At 64.8% G+C, this 19,429-nt stretch carries 29 protein-coding genes and 1 pseudogene; all 30 read right to left on the minus strand.

Going from position 1 to position 19,429, the window contains the following annotated elements; translation table 11 throughout:
• Positions 1-17 precede the first annotated feature (17 nt).
• Entirely contained in the window at positions 18-692 is a 675-nt protein-coding gene (locus tag ACQVDU_RS05870; RefSeq protein ID WP_443476522.1) for a DsbA family protein, read from the minus strand.
• Between the two features lie 69 nt (positions 693-761).
• A complete protein-coding gene (locus ACQVDU_RS05875) occupies positions 762-1,442 on the minus strand; it encodes a DsbA family protein (RefSeq protein ID WP_443476523.1) in 681 nt (226 codons plus the stop codon).
• Positions 1,443-1,494: 52 nt separating this feature from the next.
• Entirely contained in the window at positions 1,495-2,337 is an 843-nt protein-coding gene (map, locus tag ACQVDU_RS05880; RefSeq protein WP_443476524.1) for a type I methionyl aminopeptidase, read from the minus strand.
• A 9-nt stretch (positions 2,338-2,346) separates the two neighbouring features.
• Positions 2,347-2,952: an adenylate kinase gene (locus tag ACQVDU_RS05885; protein ID WP_443476525.1), complete on the minus strand. Its 606-nt coding sequence runs from the start codon at positions 2,950-2,952 to the stop codon at positions 2,347-2,349.
• Positions 2,949-4,271 (minus strand): preprotein translocase subunit SecY, encoded by a 1,323-nt coding sequence (secY, locus tag ACQVDU_RS05890; protein ID WP_443476526.1) that lies wholly within the window; start codon positions 4,269-4,271, stop codon positions 2,949-2,951. Before secY ends, ACQVDU_RS05885 begins: the two co-directional genes overlap by 4 nt.
• Positions 4,272-4,371: 100 nt before the next feature.
• A complete protein-coding gene (rplO, locus tag ACQVDU_RS05895; protein WP_363498300.1) occupies positions 4,372-5,067 on the minus strand; it encodes a 50S ribosomal protein L15 in 696 nt (231 codons plus the stop codon).
• Positions 5,067-5,252, minus strand: a complete 186-nt coding sequence (gene rpmD, locus ACQVDU_RS05900; protein WP_023954062.1) for a 50S ribosomal protein L30 — start codon at positions 5,250-5,252, stop codon at positions 5,067-5,069. The genes rplO and rpmD overlap by 1 nt, the downstream gene beginning before the upstream one ends.
• On the minus strand, positions 5,252-5,959 hold the full coding sequence (gene rpsE / locus ACQVDU_RS05905; RefSeq protein WP_292709667.1) for a 30S ribosomal protein S5: 708 nt from the start codon (positions 5,957-5,959) through the stop codon (positions 5,252-5,254). The genes rpmD and rpsE overlap by 1 nt, the downstream gene beginning before the upstream one ends.
• Positions 5,956-6,315: a 50S ribosomal protein L18 gene (gene rplR, locus ACQVDU_RS05910; protein WP_228177314.1), complete on the minus strand. Its 360-nt coding sequence runs from the start codon at positions 6,313-6,315 to the stop codon at positions 5,956-5,958. The genes rpsE and rplR overlap by 4 nt, the downstream gene beginning before the upstream one ends.
• 2 nt (positions 6,316-6,317) lie before the next feature.
• The gene (gene rplF / locus ACQVDU_RS05915) at positions 6,318-6,854 is read right to left on the minus strand and encodes a 50S ribosomal protein L6 (protein ID WP_228177315.1); all 537 of its coding nucleotides are present in this window, start codon (positions 6,852-6,854) and stop codon (positions 6,318-6,320) included.
• A 6-nt stretch (positions 6,855-6,860) separates the two neighbouring features.
• Positions 6,861-7,259: a 30S ribosomal protein S8 gene (gene rpsH / locus ACQVDU_RS05920; protein ID WP_179430951.1), complete on the minus strand. Its 399-nt coding sequence runs from the start codon at positions 7,257-7,259 to the stop codon at positions 6,861-6,863.
• Positions 7,260-7,355: 96 nt separating this feature from the next.
• Entirely contained in the window at positions 7,356-7,946 is a 591-nt protein-coding gene (rplE, locus tag ACQVDU_RS05925) for a 50S ribosomal protein L5 (RefSeq protein WP_228177316.1), read from the minus strand.
• Entirely contained in the window at positions 7,946-8,305 is a 360-nt protein-coding gene (gene rplX / locus ACQVDU_RS05930; RefSeq protein ID WP_228177317.1) for a 50S ribosomal protein L24, read from the minus strand. Before rplX ends, rplE begins: the two co-directional genes overlap by 1 nt.
• A 2-nt stretch (positions 8,306-8,307) precedes the next feature.
• Positions 8,308-8,676: a 50S ribosomal protein L14 gene (rplN, locus tag ACQVDU_RS05935; protein ID WP_292709660.1), complete on the minus strand. Its 369-nt coding sequence runs from the start codon at positions 8,674-8,676 to the stop codon at positions 8,308-8,310.
• Between the two features lie 4 nt (positions 8,677-8,680).
• Entirely contained in the window at positions 8,681-9,070 is a 390-nt protein-coding gene (gene rpsQ, locus ACQVDU_RS05940) for a 30S ribosomal protein S17 (protein ID WP_443476527.1), read from the minus strand.
• Positions 9,070-9,381 (minus strand): 50S ribosomal protein L29, encoded by a 312-nt coding sequence (gene rpmC / locus ACQVDU_RS05945; protein ID WP_228177320.1) that lies wholly within the window; start codon positions 9,379-9,381, stop codon positions 9,070-9,072. Before rpmC ends, rpsQ begins: the two co-directional genes overlap by 1 nt.
• Positions 9,381-9,800, minus strand: coding sequence for a 50S ribosomal protein L16 (gene rplP, locus ACQVDU_RS05950; protein ID WP_195692939.1), 420 nt, complete (start codon positions 9,798-9,800; stop codon positions 9,381-9,383). Before rplP ends, rpmC begins: the two co-directional genes overlap by 1 nt.
• The gene (gene rpsC, locus ACQVDU_RS05955) at positions 9,800-10,558 is read right to left on the minus strand and encodes a 30S ribosomal protein S3 (protein ID WP_195692938.1); all 759 of its coding nucleotides are present in this window, start codon (positions 10,556-10,558) and stop codon (positions 9,800-9,802) included. Before rpsC ends, rplP begins: the two co-directional genes overlap by 1 nt.
• A complete protein-coding gene (gene rplV, locus ACQVDU_RS05960) occupies positions 10,558-10,956 on the minus strand; it encodes a 50S ribosomal protein L22 (protein ID WP_363498312.1) in 399 nt (132 codons plus the stop codon). Before rplV ends, rpsC begins: the two co-directional genes overlap by 1 nt.
• A gap of 25 nt (positions 10,957-10,981) precedes the next feature.
• Positions 10,982-11,263: a 30S ribosomal protein S19 gene (gene rpsS / locus ACQVDU_RS05965; RefSeq protein ID WP_018187348.1), complete on the minus strand. Its 282-nt coding sequence runs from the start codon at positions 11,261-11,263 to the stop codon at positions 10,982-10,984.
• 13 nt (positions 11,264-11,276) lie between these two features.
• The gene (gene rplB / locus ACQVDU_RS05970; RefSeq protein ID WP_292709649.1) at positions 11,277-12,116 is read right to left on the minus strand and encodes a 50S ribosomal protein L2; all 840 of its coding nucleotides are present in this window, start codon (positions 12,114-12,116) and stop codon (positions 11,277-11,279) included.
• 24 nt (positions 12,117-12,140) lie between these two features.
• Positions 12,141-12,440, minus strand: coding sequence for a 50S ribosomal protein L23 (gene rplW / locus ACQVDU_RS05975; protein WP_300591419.1), 300 nt, complete (start codon positions 12,438-12,440; stop codon positions 12,141-12,143).
• Entirely contained in the window at positions 12,437-13,099 is a 663-nt protein-coding gene (gene rplD, locus ACQVDU_RS05980) for a 50S ribosomal protein L4 (protein WP_300591418.1), read from the minus strand. The genes rplW and rplD overlap by 4 nt, the downstream gene beginning before the upstream one ends.
• 2 nt (positions 13,100-13,101) lie before the next feature.
• The gene (rplC, locus tag ACQVDU_RS05985) at positions 13,102-13,761 is read right to left on the minus strand and encodes a 50S ribosomal protein L3 (RefSeq protein ID WP_292709644.1); all 660 of its coding nucleotides are present in this window, start codon (positions 13,759-13,761) and stop codon (positions 13,102-13,104) included.
• 8 nt (positions 13,762-13,769) lie between these two features.
• A complete protein-coding gene (rpsJ, locus tag ACQVDU_RS05990) occupies positions 13,770-14,078 on the minus strand; it encodes a 30S ribosomal protein S10 (protein WP_013584016.1) in 309 nt (102 codons plus the stop codon).
• Between the two features lie 441 nt (positions 14,079-14,519).
• The gene (locus ACQVDU_RS05995) at positions 14,520-15,014 is read right to left on the minus strand and encodes a hypothetical protein (protein ID WP_443476528.1); all 495 of its coding nucleotides are present in this window, start codon (positions 15,012-15,014) and stop codon (positions 14,520-14,522) included.
• Positions 15,015-15,309: 295 nt separating this feature from the next.
• Positions 15,310-16,503 (minus strand): elongation factor Tu, encoded by a 1,194-nt coding sequence (gene tuf, locus ACQVDU_RS06000; protein WP_292709640.1) that lies wholly within the window; start codon positions 16,501-16,503, stop codon positions 15,310-15,312.
• 161 nt (positions 16,504-16,664) lie between these two features.
• The gene (gene fusA / locus ACQVDU_RS06005) at positions 16,665-18,779 is read right to left on the minus strand and encodes an elongation factor G (protein ID WP_292709638.1); all 2,115 of its coding nucleotides are present in this window, start codon (positions 18,777-18,779) and stop codon (positions 16,665-16,667) included.
• Positions 18,780-18,862: 83 nt separating this feature from the next.
• Positions 18,863-19,333, minus strand: coding sequence for a 30S ribosomal protein S7 (gene rpsG / locus ACQVDU_RS06010; RefSeq protein ID WP_292709636.1), 471 nt, complete (start codon positions 19,331-19,333; stop codon positions 18,863-18,865).
• 5 nt (positions 19,334-19,338) lie between these two features.
• A pseudogene (locus tag ACQVDU_RS06015) lies at positions 19,339-19,429 on the minus strand (30S ribosomal protein S12); the annotation flags it as partial.

Consider the following 19,429-nt stretch of genomic DNA (forward strand, 5'->3'; position numbering starts at 1 on the left):
CCTTCGCGAAGAGAGTGTCAGCTCAGCCGGTCAATGATGTCGACGTTCACGTCGCCGGTGAGGGAGATGTACTCGCCGTTGATCACGAGCGTCGGCGTCCCCTGCCCACCCTGCGGGCTCGCGGGAATCGCGCGCGTCTGCGCGTCGACGAAATCGACGTACGTACGCTGGGTGACGCACTCATCGATCCCGGTCACTCCGGAATCGGCAGCCAGAGCGATGAGTTGCTCATCGGTCCATCCCGCACCCGTGACGTCTGCCGACAGCAGCGTCTGGGTGAACGCGAAGGCAGCGTCAGCGTCTTGCGTCGCGACGCAATAGAGTGCGCTGGCCGAGCGCTTCGAGAAGTCGGTTCCGGATGCCGAATTCAGGCCCGACAGCGCGACAGGATGCAGGTTCAGGGTGATGTCGCCCGAGGTGACGAGCTCGTCGAGCGTCGGACCATAGACATCCTCGAAGTCCTGGCAGTGGGGGCAGTAGAAGTCAAACCAGACGTCGACCTCGTCAGCACCGTCACCGACCGCGATCGCACCGGTCGACGAGTTGATGCCCGGCCCTTCCGGTGCAGCACCCGGAGCCGCGGCGGTGTTGTTCATCCACACCACGAGGGCACCCACCAGAACCAGCGCCGCAACCACGGCGACGCTGATCCAGATGGCGAAATAGTTGTTCTTCTGTGCGGGCGCTGCCATGGTGTCTTCCTCCGGTGCTGTGTCTGTGCCCGTTGCTGCGGGCGCTCGGCGGCGTGGTCCTGGTCGCGCTCAGTTCAAGCGAGCGACGATGTCGGTCTGCGGGTCGTAGGTCACCGTCACGTACTCTCCGTTGACGACGAGCGTCGGCGTGCTCGCCCCGCCCGTGGCAGGGTTCGTCGGCAGGTTCTGGGTCATCGCCGTCGCGAAGTCCATGTACGTGCCGTCCGTGATGCAGGAACTGGAGTTCGTGGCTCCCGCGCCCTCAGCGATCGCGACGATCTCGTCATCGGTCAGTCCCGGCGAGGACTCGGCCGGCTGCTGGGCGTACATGGCAGTGATGAAGTCCAGCAGCGCATCCGGATCCGACTCGGCGACACAGTACGCGGCACTCGCGGACCTCGTCGAGAACTTCGTGCCCTGCGATGCGCGGTCGAGGATCGAGACCGGGTGGACGTTCAGAGTGATCGACCCGTCATCGATGAGTTGCTGAATGGCCTCACCCTCGGCCTGCTCGAACTGGTTGCAGTAGGGGCACATGAAGTCGACGTAGGTGTCGACGGAGTTCGCACCGGTACCGACCGCGATCCCCCCGGTCTCGGTGTTGATGTTCGCGGCAGCGGGAACCGGACCCGGAGCCGATGCCGTGTTGTTCATCCACACCACGAGAACTCCGACCAGTACCAGCACTGCCACGACTGCGACGCTGACCCAGATCGCGAAAGAGTTGTTCGATTTCGCGGTAGCCGCCATGTTTGCTTCCTCCGGATGCTGTGTGTCCGTCGGGCCTGCCAGCGTGCGCCGCTCAGGCCCCGGCGATCGGTTGCGGGGTGACACCGAACGGAGCGAGCTCCGCGGCGCCGCCATCGGGCGCCGTCAGCACCCAGATACCACCATCGTGCACGGCAACGCTATGTTCCCAATGTGAGCCGTCCGTGCCGTCGACGGTCGAAACTGTCCAGTCGTCATCCTCGACGAACGTCGCTTGATCGCCGGCGACGACCATGGGCTCGATGGCCAGCACGAGACCCGGTCTCACCTCGGCCCCCGGGTCGCTCGTGCGGTAGTTGAACACGGGGGGCGCCTCGTGCATCTTCCGACCGATCCCGTGCCCGATGTAGTCCCGCAGAATGCCGTACCCGCTTTCGGGCGCGTGATCTTCGACATAGCTCTCGATCGCCGCTCCGACCTCACCGACGTGCGACGCCTTCGCGAGGGCAGCGACGCCGGCCCAGAGCGATCCGCGCGTGACATCCGAGAGCTGCTGCCGTGCCGCCACGAGCTCTGGTCGATCGGGGTCTGCCAAGACGACGGTGAACGCGGAGTCCCCGTTCCAGCCGTGATACTCGGCTCCGGCATCAACCGAGAGGATGTCACCCGGCTGCAGGACATACCCGCCCGGAATGCCGTGCACAACCTGCTCGTTCACCGACGCGCACACCGTATGCCGATAGCCGCGCACGAGCTGGAAGTTCGAACGCGCGCCTCGACCGGTGATCACCGCGGATGCCGCGGCATCCAGCTCGAGCGTCGTGACTCCCGGCGCGGCGAGCTCGCGAACCGCATCCAGGGCAGCGGCAGTGATCAGCCCCGGCTCGACCATCGCTCGCAACTGAGCGGGGGTCTTGTAGATCGATCGACGCAGCACGACGCCCGGTCAGCCGGTGATGCCGCGCGCCGCAAGGGCGGCGGCGATACGGTCAGCGATCTCGTCGAGCGAGCCGACGCCATCGATTGCGTCGACGATCCCCCGCTCGCGATACACGTCCAGGATGGGCGCGGTCTCACGCTCGTAGATGGCAAGCCGGTTGGCGATGACCTCTTCGGTGTCATCGGTCCGCCCCTGCTCGATCGCACGCTGGCTCAGGCGGGCGATCGACTCATCGCGCGGAACAGAGAGCTCGATAACGGCGTCCAGTGCCTGGCCGCGGCCCTCGAGGAACGTATCGAGGTCACCGACCTGACCGAGGTTGCGGGGATAGCCGTCCAGCAGGAAGCCATTGCTCGCGTCATCCTGCGTGAGGCGGTCACGCACGATCTCGCTCGTGAGGGAATCGGGCACAAGATCGCCGGCTTCGATGATCGCCTTGACCTGCTGACCGAGCGGCGTTCCGGCGCTCACGTTGGCGCGGAAGACGTCTCCGGTCGAGATCACGGGGATCGAGAGCGCTTCGCCCACGCGAACCCCCTGCGTGCCTTTACCCGAGCCCTGCGGCCCGACGATCAGCAGGCGAGCGGAGGGAAGGTCGGCGGAGCGCGTCATCGGAGGAGCCCTTCGTAGTGTCGCTGCTGCAGCTGTGCGTCGATCTGCTTCACGGTCTCAAGGCCCACGCCGACGATGATCAGGATGGAGGCCCCGCCGAACGGGAAGTTCTGGTTCGCCCCGACCAGCGCCAGCGCGAACAGCGGAAGCAGAGCGATCAGACCCAGGTACATCGAGCCGGGAAGAGTGATGCGGGTGAGCACGTAGTCGAGGTACTCGGCAGTCGGGCGGCCAGCACGGATGCCGGGAATGAACCCGCCGTACTTCTTCATGTTGTCGGCGACCTCGACCGGGTTGAAGGTGATCGCGACGTAGAAGTAGGTGAAGCCGACGATGAGCAGGAAGTACACGAGCATGTAGATCGGGCTGTCACCGTTGGTGAGGTTGTTGCTGATCCACACGACCCAGGGGGCTGCGGTCTCCCCCGCGGCGGGCTGGTTGAACTGGGCGATGAGCGCCGGAATGTACAGCAGCGACGAAGCGAAGATGACGGGCACGACGCCGGCCATGTTGACCTTGATCGGGATGTACGTGTTGGTTCCCCCGTATGTGCGACGACCCACCATCCGCTTCGCGTACTGGACCGGGATGCGGCGCTGGGATTGTTCGACGAACACCACGAGCCCGACCACGACGATTCCGACGGCGACGACGAGCAAGAACGTCTCGAAACCGCGCGACTGCCAGATCGCCCACAGCGAGGCGGGGAAGGCGGCAGCGATCGAGGTGAAGATCAGGATCGACATTCCGTTGCCGATTCCGCGCTCGGTAACGAGCTCGGCGAACCACATGATGAGGCCGGTACCGGCTGTCATCGTGATGATCATGAGCAACTGCGCCCACCAAGCATCGTTGGTGAGCAGCTGCTGGCACTCGGGCACGCTCGACGTGCCGAACAGCTGACCGCTGCGGGCAACGGTGACAAGCGTCGTCGACTGCAGGAGCGCGAGGGCGATCGTCAGGTAGCGGGTGTACTGGGTGAGCTTCGCCTGCCCAGCCTGGCCCTCCTTGTAGAGCGCTTCGAAGTGCGGGATGACCACGCGCAACAGCTGCACGATGATCGTCGCGGTGATGTAGGGCATGACACCCAGCGCGAAGATCGACAGCTGGAGGAGAGCACCACCGGAGAACAGGTTGACGAGAGCGAGCAGACCCTCAGTGCCGGTCGAGTCCCGAAGACACTGCTGCACGTTGGGGAAGTCCACGAACGGGGTCGGGACGTGCGCACCGAAGCGATACAGGGCGATGATGGCCAGGGTGAACCCGATCTTGCGACGAAGGTCGGGAGTGCGGAACACCCGCGCGATGGCGCTGAACAAGAGGATTCCTCCAAGGGGGATGCCGACACGCTCGGGCGCGCCAACGTCCAGGCTAACCGAAAGAGGGGCCGGAGATCTCTCCGGCCCCTCTTTCCAGGTACTACTTCGCCGAGGCGGCGGTCGCGACGGACCCGCCGGCAGCGACGATCTTCTGCTCGGCCGAACCCGAAACCTTGTCGACGGTCACGGTGAGCTTGACCGAGATGTCGCCGTCACCGAGGACCTTGACCTTCTCGTTCTTGCGAACTGCGCCCTTGGCCACGAGGTCACTGACAGTGACCTCGCCACCCTTCGGGTAGAGCTCGGCCAGCGTCGAAAGGTTCACGACCTGGTACTCCACGCGGAACGGGTTCTTGAAACCGCGGAGCTTCGGGGTGCGCATGTGCAGCGGCATCTGCCCACCCTCGAAACCGACCTTGACCTGGTAGCGGGCCTTCGTGCCCTTGGTGCCACGGCCCGCAGTCTTACCCTTCGAGCCTTCACCGCGGCCAACCCGGGTCTTTGCCGTGTTGGCGCCGGGGACCGGACGAAGGTGGTGCACCTTGAGCACACCGGGACGGGTCGCGGGTGCGACATCCTTCTTCGCCGCCGCCTTAGCCGGAGCCTTCTTGGCGGGCGCTGCCTTCTCGGCCGGGGCTTCGCTGTCAGCAGCAGCCTTGGCCGGAGCCTTGCGCGCGGGCGCCTTCTTCTCGGCGGGCGCGTCGGCAGCAGCCTTGGCCGGAGCCTTGCGAGCCGGGGCCTTCTTGGGCGCCGCGGCTACTGCTTCTGCAGCCTCGACGTTTTCGTTGTCTGCCATTAGTCGATCTCCTCAACCTTCACGAGGTGAGCGACGGTCTTGACGTAGCCGCGCGTCTGCGCGTCGTCGGGACGGACGACCGAGTCGCCGATCCGCTTGAGACCGAGCGAGCGCAGCGTGTCACGCTGGTTCTGCTTCTCGCTCACCTTGGACTTGACCTGGGTTACCTTCAGCCGAGCAGCCATCAGGCACCTACCTTCTGTGCGGCCGTAGCCTCAGCTTCGGCACGGACGAGACGAGCCGGAGCGACCTGGTCGAAGTCAAGACCACGACGAGCGGCAACCGAACGCGGCTCCTCGAGCTGCTGGAGCGCCTCCACGGTCGCGTGCACGATGTTGATCGTGTTCGACGAGCCGAGCGACTTCGACAGAACGTCATGGATGCCGGCGCACTCGAGCACCGCACGCACCGGACCACCGGCGATAACACCGGTACCGGCAGCAGCGGGACGCAGGAGCACCACACCGGCTGCCGCCTCACCCTGCACGGGGTGCGGGATGGTGGAGCCGGAGCGCGGCACGCGGAAGAAGTTGCGCTTGGCCTCTTCGACACCCTTCGAGATCGCCAGGGGGACCTCACGGGCCTTGCCGTAGCCAACGCCGACCACACCGTTGCCGTCACCGACGACCACGAGGGCGGTGAAGCTGAACCGGCGTCCACCCTTCACGACCTTCGAGACACGGTTGATGGTGACGACACGCTCCAGGAACTGGTTGTCGCCGCGGTCACGCGAGTTGCGGTCACGGTTGGGGTTGCGCTCGCGGCTCCCGCGGCGCGGCTCACGCTCGCGCTCGGTCGTCGCGGCGCCCTCGGCCGCAGTGGCCTCGGCAACCGGTTCGGTGCCCTCGGCAGTGGTCACGTCGTTCTCCACGGGGTTGTTGTTCTCGCTCACAGGTTCAGACCTCCTTCGCGGGCGCCGTCGGCGATCGCCGCGACACGTCCCGCGTAGCGGTTGCCGCCACGGTCGAACACGACGTCGGCGACGCCGGCTGCCTTCGCACGCTCGGCGACGAGCTCGCCGACCTTGCGTGCCTTGGCGGTCTTGTCACCGTCGAACGACCGCAGGTCGGTTTCGAGGGTGGATGCCGAGGCCAGCGTGTGGCCCTTGCTGTCGTCGACGACCTGCACGAACACGTGACGGGCAGAGCGGGTGACGACCAGGCGCGGACGCTCGGTGGTGCCGACGACCTTCTTGCGAAGACGGGTGTGGCGACGCGCGCGGGCGTCGGACTTCGTCTTGACGCTCATGGTTACTTACCAGCCTTTCCGGCCTTGCGACGCACGACCTCGCCTGCGTAGCGGATGCCCTTGCCCTTGTAGGGCTCCGGCTTACGGATCTTTCGGATGTTGGCAGCAACCTCACCGACGGCCTGCTTGTCGATACCACTCACGGTGACCTTGTTGTTGCCCTCGACCGTGAAGCTGATGCCGCTGGGCGGGTCAACGAGCACGGGGTGCGAGAAGCCGAGGGCGAACTCGATGGAGCTGCCCTTCTGTGCAACGCGGTAACCGGTGCCGACGACCTCGAGGCCCTTGGTGTAGCCCTGGGTCACGCCGATGATGTTGTTGTTGATGAGGGTGCGGGTCAGGCCGTGCAGCGAGCGCGACTCGCGCTCGTCGTCGGGACGGGTGACAAGCACCTGACCCTCTTCGACCTTGACCTCGATGGGGCGCGCGACGGTGAGCGATAGCTCACCCTTCGGGCCCTTGACGGCGACATCCTGGCCCTCGACCGTGATGGTCACACCAGCGGGGATGTCGATGGGAAGACGTCCAATACGCGACATGTCAGATCACCACACGTAGGCGAGGACTTCCCCACCCACGCCCTTCTGCTCGGCCTGACGGTCGGTGAGAAGACCGGAGGAGGTGGACAGGATCGCAACACCGAGTCCGCCGAGAACCGTGGGGATCTCGGTCGACTTCGCGTAGACACGAAGACCAGGCTTCGACACGCGCTTGATGCCCGCGATCGAACGCTCGCGGTTCGGGCCGTACTTGAGGGTCATGGTCAGGGTCTGGCCCACGCGGGCGTCCTCGACCGACCAGTCCGAGATGTAACCCTCTTGCTTGAGGATCTCGGCGATGTGCGTCTTGAGCTTCGAGCTCGGCAGCGACACGGAGTCGTGGTGCGCCGAGTTCGCGTTGCGCAGCCGGGTCAGCATGTCTGCGACCGGGTCTGTCATGGTCATGGGGTTCTTCTTTCGTTCACCAGGTTTCGACGCCCGTTACGCGGACGCCGACCTGTGGTGGTGATGCCCCGGAGGTCCCGGGACATCAGAGGTTGATTAGGCCTGCTGCTCGGTGCCCCGGAACGGGAAGCCGAGGTGACGCAGGAGAGCACGACCTTCTGCATCCGTCTTCGCCGACGTCACGATCGTGATGTCGAACCCGCGGACGCGGTCGATCTTGTCCTGGTTGATCTCGTGGAAGATCGACTGCTCCTGCACACCGAAGGTGTAGTTGCCGTTGCCGTCGAACTGCTTGTCCGAGAGTCCACGGAAGTCGCGGATACGGGGCAGCGCGAGGCTCACGAGGCGGTCGATGAACTCCCAAGCACGGTCGCCACGCAGGGTCACGTGCGCACCGATGGCCTGTCCCTCGCGCAGCTTGAACTGTGCGATCGACTTGCGGGCCTTCGTAACGACCGGCTTCTGACCGGTGATCTTGGTGAGGTCGTCGACCGCGCCATCGATCACCTTGCTGTCGCGAGCTGCCTCACCGACACCGGTGTTCACGACGACCTTCACGAGGCCGGGGATCTGCATGACGTTCGCGTAGCCGAACTCGTCCTGCAGTGCCTTCTTGATCTCGCCGTTGTACTTCTGCTTCAGGCGCGGCTGGATTTTGCCAGCTGGCGCAGCAGTGGTCGTGCTCATCAGAGGTCCTTACCTGACTTCTTTGCGTACCGCACGCGAACCGTGCGCTTCACGCCGTCCTTGACCTGCTCCTCGACACGGTGACCGACACGGGTCGGCTTCTTCGTCTCGGGGTCCACGACCTGGACGTTGGAGATGTGGATGGGCGCCTCGATGGTCTCGAGACCGCCAGTCTTCGTGCCGCGCTGGGTCTGACCGACGCGGACGTGCTTGGTGACGTAGTTCACGCCCTCGACGATCACGCGGTCCTGCTCGACGAGGACCTCGAGGACCTTGCCCTGCTTGCCGCGGTCGCCGCCGCGCTCAGGCGTGGGGCCTGAGATGACCTGAACCAGGTCGCCCTTTTTGATGTTCGCCATGATCAGATGACCTCCGGGGCCAGCGAGACGATCTTCATGAACTTCTTGTCACGAAGCTCACGGCCGACCGGTCCGAAGATGCGGGTGCCGCGGGGCTCCCCGTCGTTCTTCAGGATGACGGCGGCGTTCTCGTCGAACTTGATGTAGGAACCGTCGGGACGGCGGGTCTGCTTGACCGTGCGCACCACAACAGCCTTGACGACATCGCCCTTCTTGACGTTGCCGCCGGGGATCGCATCCTTGACGGTTGCCACGATGATGTCGCCGAGACCGGCGTACCGACGGTTGGAGCCGCCCAGCACACGAATGGTCAGCAGCTCTTTCGCGCCCGTGTTGTCCGCCACCTTGAGGCGGGATTCGTTCTGAATCATGAGATCACTTCGCCTTCTCGAGGATCTCGACCAGACGCCAGCGCTTGGTGGCGCTGAGCGGACGGGTCTCGTTGATGACGACGAGGTCGCCGATGCCGGCGGTGTTGGTCTCGTCGTGCGCCTTCACCTTCGAGGTCCGGCGGATGACCTTGCCGTAGAGGGGGTGCTTCACGCGGTCCTCGACCTCGACGACGATGGTCTTGTCCATCTTGTCCGAGACGACGTAGCCACGACGGGTCTTGCGGTAGCCGCGGGCGTTGGGGTCGCGAACGTCGTGCTCCGAGTGCTCGTGACCTGCCTCGACCGGAGCCTCGACAACCTTCTCGGCAGCAGCCTTCTTAGCGGGCGCCTTCTTGGCCGGAGCCTTCTCAGTGGTGTTCTCTGTGGTGGCCATCACTCAGCCTCCTCCTTGGCGGCAGCGTCGTCATCCGACTTCGCGGCCTTCGTCTTGCGAGCCTTGGTCGCCTTCTCGACGGGAGCGGGCGTGGCACGGATGCCGAGCTCGCGCTCGCGGATGACGGTGTACAGCCGCGCGATGTCACGCTTGACCGCGCGGATGCGGCCGTGGCTGTCGAGCTGGCCGGTGGCCGACTGGAAGCGCAGGTTGAACAGCTCTTCCTTGGCCTTGCGCAGCTCCTCGACCAGGCGCTGGTCTTCGAACGTGTCCAGCTCGCTCGGGGCGAGCGTCTTGGTGCCGATCGCCATTACGCGTCGCCCTCCTCGCGCTTGATGATGCGTGCCTTCAGAGGCAGCTTGTGGATGGCACGGGTCAGGGCTTCACGAGCGAGCTGCTCGTTGACACCGGCAACCTCGAAGAGGACGCGACCCGGCTTGACGTTTGCGACCCACCACTCCGGCGAGCCCTTACCGGAACCCATGCGGGTTTCGGCAGGCTTCTTGGTCAGCGGACGGTCGGGGTAGATATTGATCCACACCTTTCCACCACGCTTGATGTGACGGGTCATCGCGATACGAGCGGACTCGATCTGACGGTTGGTCACATAGGCGGGGGTCAGGGCCTGGATGCCGAACTCACCGAACGACACCTTGGTGCCACCGGTGGCCTGGCCATCGCGACCCGGGTGGTGCTGCTTGCGGTACTTGACCTTGCGGGGGATGAGCATTATGCCGACGCTCCTTCTGCGACCGGGGCCTCAGCGGCGCGGTTGTCGCGGCGGGGGCCACGACGGTCGCCACGCTCGCGCGCGGGCTTCTGGTTCGCCTGCTCGCGGGCCAGTTCCTTGTTAGTGAGGTCGCCCTTGTAGATCCAGACCTTCACGCCGATGCGGCCGAAGGTGGTCTTGGCCTCGTAGAAGCCGTAGTCGATGTTCGCGCGCAGGGTGTGCAGCGGCACACGGCCTTCTCGGTAGAACTCCGACCGGCTCATCTCCGCACCGCCGAGGCGGCCCGAGACCTGGATCCGGACACCCTTGGCGCCGGCACGCTGCGCGCCCTGCAGGCCCTTACGCATTGCGCGACGGAAGGCAACACGAGCAGACAGCTGCTCGGCGATGCCCTGCGCGACCAGCTGAGCGTCAGCCTCGGGGTTCTTGACCTCGAGGATGTTCAGCTGGATCTGCTTGCCGGTGAGCTTCTCGAGGTCGGCGCGGATGCGCTCAGCCTCGGCGCCGCGGCGACCGATCACGATGCCCGGACGGGCGGTGTGGATGTCGACGCGAACGCGGTCACGCGTGCGCTCGATCTCGATGTTGCTGACACCGGCGCGGTCGAGCTGCGTCTTGAGCAGACGACGGATCTTGATGTCCTCGGCCACGTAGTCGGCGTAGCGCTGACCCGGCTTGGTCGAGTCCGAGAACCACCGCGACACGTGGTCGGTGGTGATGCCCAGGCGGAAGCCGTACGGGTTGACTTTCTGTCCCATTACTTGCTCGCCTTCTTGGTCTTGGCAGCGGGCGCGGTCTCAGCGACCTCGGGCGTTGCGAGAACGACCGTGATGTGGCTGGTGCGCTTCTTGATCTGGAATGCACGACCCTGCGCGCGCGGCTGGAACCGCTTGAGCGTCGTTCCCTCATCGACGTACGCGTTCTTGACGAACAGCGCACCCTCGTCGAAATAGGTGCCGTCGTTGTCGGCCTTCACGCGAGCGTTGGCGATGGCCGACGCAACCAGCTTGTAGATCGGCTCGCTCGCACCCTGCGGCGCGAACTTCAGGATCGCGAGGGCCTCTTCGGCCTGCTTGCCCTTGATGAGCGCGACGACACGACGAGCCTTCTGAGGGGTCACGCGGATGTGTCGCACGCGTGCGATGGACTCCACCATTTCTCTCTCCTCTTGCGCCCCCGCGTCAGCGGCGGCGGCCCTTCTTGTCGTCCTTCTCGTGGCCGCGGAAGGTGCGGGTGGGCGCGAACTCGCCCAGCTTGTGGCCGACCATGGTCTCGCTCACGAACACAGGGATGTGCTTGCGACCGTCGTGCACGGCGATCGTGTGGCCGAGCATGGCCGGGATGATCATCGAGCGGCGCGACCAGGTCTTGATGACGTTCTTGGTCCCGGCTTCGTTCTGGGAGACGACCTTGCGAAGCAGGTGCTCGTCGACGAAGGGGCCCTTCTTGAGACTGCGTGGCATCTTCTGTTCCTACCTACTTGCGCTTCTTGCCGGCCGTGCGGCGGCGGACGATGAGCTTGTCGCTTTCCTTGTTGGCGTGGCGCGTACGGCCCTCCGCCTGGCCCCAGGGGCTCACGGGGTGACGACCACCGGAGGTCTTGCCCTCACCACCACCGTGGGGGTGGTCGACCGGGTTCATCGCGACACCGCGGACGGTCGGGCGCACACCCTTCCAGCGCTTGCGGCCAGCCTTGCCCCAGTTGATGTTCGACTGCTCGGCGTTGCCGACCTCGCCGATCGTGGCGCGGCAGCGAGCGTCGACGTTGCGGATTTCACCGGACGGCAGACGAAGCTGCGCGTAGGGGCCGTCCTTGGCGACGAGGCGAACTGCGGCCCCTGCCGAGCGGGCCATCTTCGCACCGCCACCGGGGCGCAGCTCGATCGCGTGCACAACGGTACCGGTGGGGATGTTACGCAGCGGCAGGTTGTTGCCGGGCTTGATGTCGGCCGAGGGACCCGACTCCACGATGTCGCCCTGCTGCAGCTTGTTCGGGGCGAGGATGTAACGCTTCTCGCCATCGACGTAGTGCAGCAGCGCGATGCGCGCGGTGCGGTTGGGGTCGTACTCGATGTGCGCGACCTTGGCGTTGATGCCGTCCTTGTCGTTACGACGGAAGTCGATCACACGGTACTGACGCTTGTGTCCGCCACCGATGTGACGCGTCGTGATGCGGCCCTGGTTGTTGCGGCCACCGGTCTTCGCGATCGGACGAAGGAGCGACTTCTCGGGCGTCGATCGGGTGATCTCAGCGAAGTCCGCCACCGACGAGCCGCGGCGACCGGGGGTCGTGGGCTTGTACTTGCGAATTGCCATGTCTCTAGTCCTCTATCCCGACTGTCAGCCGACGGCCGTGAAGATGTCGATGGAGCCCGACTTCAGCGTGACGATGGCGCGCTTGGTGTCCTTGCGCTTGCCCATGCCGAAACGGGTGCGACGGGCCTTGCCGACGCGATTGATCGTGTTGACCGAGGCCACCTTGACGCCGAAGATCTTCTCGATCGCGAGCTTGATCTCGGTCTTGGTCGCACGCGGGTCCACGAGGAACGTGTACTTGCCCTCGTCGATGAGCGAGTAGCTCTTCTCGGAGACGACCGGCTTCAGGATGACGTCGCGCGGGTCCTTGTTGACAGTGGTCATGCGGAGACCTCCTGGGTGGAGACGGTCTTCGACGCGACGAACGCGTCATAGGCAGCCTTGGTGAAGACGATGTCGTCCGAGACGAGGACGTCGTAGGCGTTGAGCTGGTCGACGTAGAGCACGTGCACGTACGCGAGGTTGCGAACGCTCAGGATGCTCGTCTCGTCGTCGCGCGTGACGACCACGAGGACGTTCTTCGCCGGGGCGAGGTTGCCGAGGACGGCAACAGCAGCCTTCGTGGACGGAGCACCCTCGATACCGAACGAGTCGACGATGTGCAGACGCTCGCCACGAGCGCGGTCACTCAGCGCACCGAGGAGCGCGGCAGCGATCATCTTCTTGGGCGTGCGCTGTCCGTAGTCGCGGGGCTTGGGCCCGTGGACGATGCCACCACCGGTCATGTGGGGCGCGCGGATCGAACCCTGACGGGCGTTACCGGTGCCCTTCTGCTTGAACGGCTTGCGGCCGGCACCCGAGACCTCACCGCGACGCTTGGTCGAGTGAGTACCCTGGCGAGCCGCGGCGCGCTGCGCCACGACGACCTGGTGGATGAGCGGAATGTTCGTCTTGACGTCGAACAGGGCGGCGGGCAGCTCAACCGAGCCGGCCTTCTTGCCGTCAGCCTTGTGGACGTCGAGCGCGAGAGTCGAGTCAGCCATGATCAGGCACCCTTCACTGCGTTGCGGACGTAGACGATGCGACCACGCGCACCGGGGACGGCGCCCTTGACGAGCAGCAGACCCTTCTCGGCGTCGACCGCGTGGACGGTGAGGTTCAGCACGGTGACGCGCTCGCCGCCCATCCGACCTGCCATCCGCATGCCCTTGAACACGCGGCTGGGGGTCGAGGAGGCGCCGATCGAACCGGGCTTGCGGTGGTTGCGGTGCGCACCGTGCGAGGCCGAAACGCCCTTGAAGTTGTGGCGCTTCATGACACCCGCGGTGCCCTTACCCTTGCTGGTGCCGACGACGTCGACCAGCTGACCCGCCTCGAACACGCCGTCGACGGTGAGCTCCTGACCGAGTGAGTAGTCAGCTGCATCCGCCGTGCGCACCTCGGTGAGGTGGCGGCGAGGGGTGACGCCCGCGGCCTCGAAGTGGGCCGAGAGGGGCTTGTTCACCTTGCGGGGGTCGATCTGGCCGTACGCGATCTGAACGGCGTTGTAGCCGTCCTTCTCGGGGGTGCGGACCTGGGTGACCACGTTGGGGGCCACTTCGATCACGGTGACGGGAACGAGCTTGCCGTTCTCGTCCCAAACCTGGGTCATGCCGAGCTTGGTGCCCAGCAGTCCCTTCGAAATCTTTGAGTTGATGTCAGCCATGTCGAACCTCAGAGCTTGATCTCGATGTTGACGTCGGCCGGCAGGTCAAGGCGCATCAGCGAGTCGACGGCCTTGGGCGTCGGGTCGATGATGTCGATCAGACGCTTGTGGGTGCGCATCTCGAAGTGCTCGCGGCTGTCCTTGTACTTGTGGGGCGACCGGATGACGCACACGACGTTCTTCTCGGTCGGAAGCGGCACGGGTCCAACGACCGTCGCGCCCGCTCGGGTCACGGTGTCGACGATCTTGCGCGCCGAGCTGTCAAGCCCCGCGTGGTCGTACGACTTCAGGCGAATGCGGATCTTCTGTCCCGCCATTGTCTGCTCACTCTCTTTCTCGCGTCTTACCTCTGGACCCCGATCGGTTCGGGGCACGGGCATTGGACGCACCGTGGCGCTTGCGCGCCGTGGCACTTCACTCCACATAGTGCGGATGCTGCACCGCTGTTCTGATGTCAACCCGGACGCTCGCGCATCCGGTCCCGCACGACACGCACGCGTGTCACCCTGGCAAGCAGGGATGCTGTGTGGGAAACGTGTTCTGCTGCCCGCGGCCTAGACTCTGCGCTTTCGCGCGTTCTATGCACTGCCCTGGCAGTGATCCAGGCGCACAACAGTGCGCACCGGAATGTGGAACCTCAGTAGTCTACGTGCATCCCGGGCGTGTCGCAAACTCACGCCGGGATTGATCCGCTACGCCGCCGCATGACGAAGGCCCCCGCCGAAGCGGGGGCCTTCGTTGAGGTTGTACGGTCGCGCTCAGGCGTCCTGGCGTTCGCGGCGCGCCGCGAAGACCGTGACGAGCACACCGCCGAGCAGCAGCACGCCGCCACCGATCCAGACCCCGAGCATCGAGGTCGCGTCGAAACCGGTCGTCGCGATCGTCGCGTTGATCCTGAGCGTTATGGTCTCCGCCCCGCCGTCGCGCACACCCACTAGCACGTACTGGCCGGTGGCGTTCGAAGGGAGCGTGACCTTGACGGTCTGGCCTGTGGCCTTGGTGACCTGCGTCGAGGTCGGCGCGGCTTTGACCATGGCAAGGCTGCCCGGGCCGACACCCTCACCGGTCCAGGTGTAGTCGACGGTGCCGGTGCCGATGAAGTCGAACAGGAACGTCGCCGATCCGCCGGCAGGAATCGTCGTCGTCGTTCCGCTCGGCGGAACAGGCGTGTAGGCCATCGCTGCCGTCGGTGCGGCAACGAGAGCGACGATAGCGATGGCTACCGCCGCAATCTTGGTACGTAGGCTCTTCATAGTGTCTCCCCGACGTAGAAAAAAGTCTGTTGTGTGTATGCCGACGAGCGGCGTGGGGGGCGTTTTGCGCGGAGGTCAGCGCTGCCTGGAACAGCCCTCGTCCTCCGCGAGTTGCTCCCAGGCTACCCACAGTTTCGTGAATACCACAATCGGGGCTGCGAAACGGGAGCAATGTTCACCGATTCGAAACAAAGACCTCACTCGACGCACTGCCGCTGAAACGGGGGGGGGTTTCCAGCACGACGGAGGGGCCGCCCGCGTGACGCGGACGACCCCTCTCGACAGGTGCCGAAGATTACTTCAGGATCTTCGTGACCGTGCCGGCGCCGACGGTGCGGCCACCCTCACGGATCGCGAAGCCGAGACCCTCTTCCATGGCAATCGGCTGGATCAGCTCGACCGTCATGTCGGTGGTGTCACCGGGCATGACCATCTCAGTGCCCTCGGGGAGGGTGATGACGCCGGTCACGTCGGTGGTGCGGAAGTAGAACTGCGGGCGGTAGTTCGTGAAGAACGGGTTGTGACGGCCACCCTCGTCCTTGGACAGGATGTACGCGGTGCCCTCGAAGTTGGTGTGAGGGGTAACCGAACCGGGCTTGACGACGACCTGACCGCGCTCGACGTCTTCGCGCTTGGTGCCACGAAGAAGCAGACCACAGTTCTCACCGGCCCATGCCTCGTCGAGCTGCTTGTGGAACATCTCGATACCGGTGACCGTGGTCTTCTGCGTCGGGCGGATGCCGACAATCTCGACCTCGGAGTTGATCGCGAGCGTGCCACGCTCGGCGCGACCGGTGACGACGGTGCCACGACCGGTGATCGTGAAGACATCCTCGATGGGCATGAGGAACGGCTTGTCCTTGTCACGCACCGGGTCGGGGATCGACTCGTCAACAGCGTTCATGAGCTCGACGATGGACTCGGTCCACTTCTCGTCGCCTTCGAGAGCCTTCAGGCCCGAAACGCGAACGACGGGGGCGTTGTCGCCATCGAAGTCCTGGCTCGAGAGCAGCTCGCGAACCTCGAGCTCGACGAGCTCCAGGATCTCCTCGTCGTCGACCATGTCAGCCTTGTTCAGCGCGACCAGCAGGTAGGGAACACCAACCTGCTTGGCGAGCAGAACGTGCTCACGGGTCTGAGCCATCGGGCCGTCGGTGGCGGCAACCACGAGGATCGCGCCGTCCATCTGGGCAGCACCGGTGATCATGTTCTTGATGTAGTCGGCGTGACCCGGGGCGTCAACGTGTGCGTAGTGACGCTTGGGGGTCTCGTACTCAACGTGCGAGATGTTGATCGTGATACCGCGCTGACGCTCCTCGGGAGCCGAGTCGATCGACGCGAAGTCACGCTGCACGTTGGTGGCCGACGGGTACTTGTCGGCGAGCACCTTCGAGATCGCCGCGGTGAGCGTCGTCTTGCCGTGGTCAACGTGACCGATCGTTCCGATGTTCACGTGCGGCTTGGTCCGCTCGAACTTGGCCTTAGCCACTGGGTCCTCCTCAGGACGGTCATGTAGAAGCTCCGGGCGCTGGATTGCGACCGGCACTCTACGGGGATGTCTCTCAGTCTAGGCGAGAGGGTGTGTGTGTTTCTGGTGTGAAGTTGTAACCCCGAAGAACCGGATGCCGCGGGTGCGGCACCCGTGAGCGATCACTCGCCCTTGTTCTTCTGGACGATCTCGTCGGCGACGGCCCTGGGGACCTCCGCGTAGCTGTCGAACTCCATCGAGTAGACCGCACGGCCCGAGGTCTTCGAGCGCAGGTCACCGATGTAGCCGAACATCTCGGACAGGGGAACGAGGGCCCGGACGACCTTGACGCCGGCGGCATCCTCCATCGACTGGATCTGGCCGCGACGCGAGTTCAGGTCACCGATGACGTCCCCCATGTACTCCTCGGGAGTACGCACCTCGACCGCCATGAGCGGCTCGAGGATGACGGGGTTCGCCTTGCGGACGGCCTCCTTGAAGCCCATCGAACCGGCGATCTTGAACGCCATTTCGGACGAGTCGACGTCGTGCGACGCGCCGTCCATGAGGATCGCCTTGATGCCGACCATGGGGTAGCCGGCCAGGACACCGACGTTCATCGCGTCCTGGAAGCCCTGGTTGGTCGGCTCGATGTACTCGCGCGGGATGCGGCCACCGGTGACCTTGTTCTCGAACTCGTAGATCTTCTCGGCCGTGACCTCGAGGGGCTCGAGCGCGAACTGGATCTTCGCGAACTGGCCGGATCCACCGGTCTGCTTCTTGTGCGTGTAGTCGTGGCGCTCGACGGCCTTGCGGATCGTCTCGCGGTACGCCACCTGGGGCTTGCCGACATTGGCCTCGACCTTGAACTCGCGCTTCATGCGGTCCACGAGGATGTCGAGGTGCAGCTCGCCCATGCCCTTGATGACGGTCTGGCCGGTCTCGGAGTTCTGCTCGACGCGGAACGTCGGGTCCTCTTCGGCAAGCTTCTGGATCGCCAGACCCAGCTTCTCCTGGTCAGCCTTCGTCTTGGGCTCGATCGCGACCTCGATGACCGGCTCCGGGAAGGTCATCGACTCGAGGACGACCTGCTTGTCGGCATCCGAGAGGGTGTCACCCGTGGTGGTGTCCTTGAGGCCGATGACGGCGTAGATGTGCCCCGCGGTGACCGAGTCGACCGGGTTCTCTTTGTTGGCGTGCATCTGGAAGATCTTGCCGATGCGCTCCTTCTTGCCCTTGGTCGCGTTGACCACCTGCGCACCGGAGTCGAGGTGACCCGAGTACACGCGGATGTAGGTGAGGCGACCGAAGAAGGGGTGCGAGACGATCTTGAAGGCGAGCGCGGCGAACGGCTCGGCAGCGTCGGCGTGACGCTCGATGATCTTCTCTTCGTCCTTGGGGTCGTGAGCCTCGATCGAGGGAACGTCCAGCGGCGAGGGCAGGTAGTCCACAACAGCGTCAAGCATGGGCTGCACGCCGCGGTTCTTGAATGCCGAGCCGCACAGCACGGGGTAGATCTCCGAGGCGATCGTGAGCTTGCGGATGGCGCCCTTGATCTCGGCGACCGTGAGCTCCTCACCGCCGAAGTACTTCTCCAGCAGCGCCTCGTCGCTTTCAGCGACAGTTTCGAGGAGCTTCTCGCGGTACTCGGCGGCCTTGTCAGCGAGGTCGGCAGGGATCTCCTGGATCTCGTACTTGGCGCCCATGGTCACGTCACCCTTGGCGTCGCCGGGCCACACGAGGGCGCGGTTTTCAACCAGGTCGATGACGCCGACGAAGTCGTTTTCGACACCGATCGGCAGCTGGATGACGAGGGGCTTTGCCTTCAGACGGTTGATGATCGTGTCGACGGTGAAGTAGAAGTCAGCACCGAGCTTGTCCATCTTGTTGACGAAGCAGATGCGCGGCACGTCGTACTTGTCGGCCTGACGCCACACGGTCTCGGACTGGGGCTCCACGCCCTCCTTGCCATCGAAGACAGCAACGGCGCCATCGAGCACGCGCAACGAACGCTCCACCTCGACGGTGAAGTCCACGTGGCCGGGGGTGTCGATGATGTTGATCTGGTTCTTGTCCCAGAAGCACGTCACGGCCGCAGAGGTGATCGTGATGCCACGCTCCTGCTCCTGCTCCATCCAGTCGGTGGTCGCAGCGCCGTCGTGGGTTTCGCCGATCTTGTGGTTGACACCCGTGTAGAAGAGGATGCGCTCGGTCGTCGTCGTCTTGCCGGCGTCGATGTGAGCCATGATGCCGATGTTGCGGACCTTGTTCAGGTCGGTGAGCACTTCTTGTGCCACGGGGTGTCCTTACGTGTGGTGAGGGATGTCGCGGACTTCGCCGTTCCCGCAGGTTTGTGGCCTGCGGGAACGGCGAAGGGGTATTACCAGCGGTAGTGGGCGAATGCGCGGTTCGACTCGGCCATCTTGTGGGTGTCTTCGCGGCGCTTGACCGCGGCACCGAGGCCGTTCGAGGCATCCAGGATTTCGTTCTGCAGGCGCTCGGTCATGGTCTTCTCACGACGACCCTTCGCGTAGCTGACAAGCCAGCGCAGCGCGAGGGTGTTCGCACGGTGCGGCTTGACTTCGACGGGAACCTGGTAGGTGGAACCACCGACTCGGCGGCTCTTGACCTCAAGAGTCGGTCGCACGTTGTCGAGCGCCTTCTTGAGGGTGGCAACAGCGTCCTGACCGTTCTTGGACTCGACGCCCTCGAGGGCGCCGTACACGATGGACTCCGCGAGCGACTTCTTGCCGTCGACGAGGATCTTGTTGACCAGCTGGGTGACGATCGGAGCGCCGTACACCGGGTCGTTGACGACGGGGCGCTTGGGGGCGGGACCCTTACGAGGCATTGTTCTCAGCCCTTCTTCGCGCCGTAGCGACTACGGGCCTGCTTGCGGTTCTTGACGGCCTGGGTGTCCAGGGCGCCACGGACGATCTTGTAGCGC

It is taken from the genome of Microbacterium sp. F2 (assembly GCF_052274505.1).
In the GTDB taxonomy this organism is placed as follows: domain Bacteria; phylum Actinomycetota; class Actinomycetes; order Actinomycetales; family Microbacteriaceae; genus Microbacterium.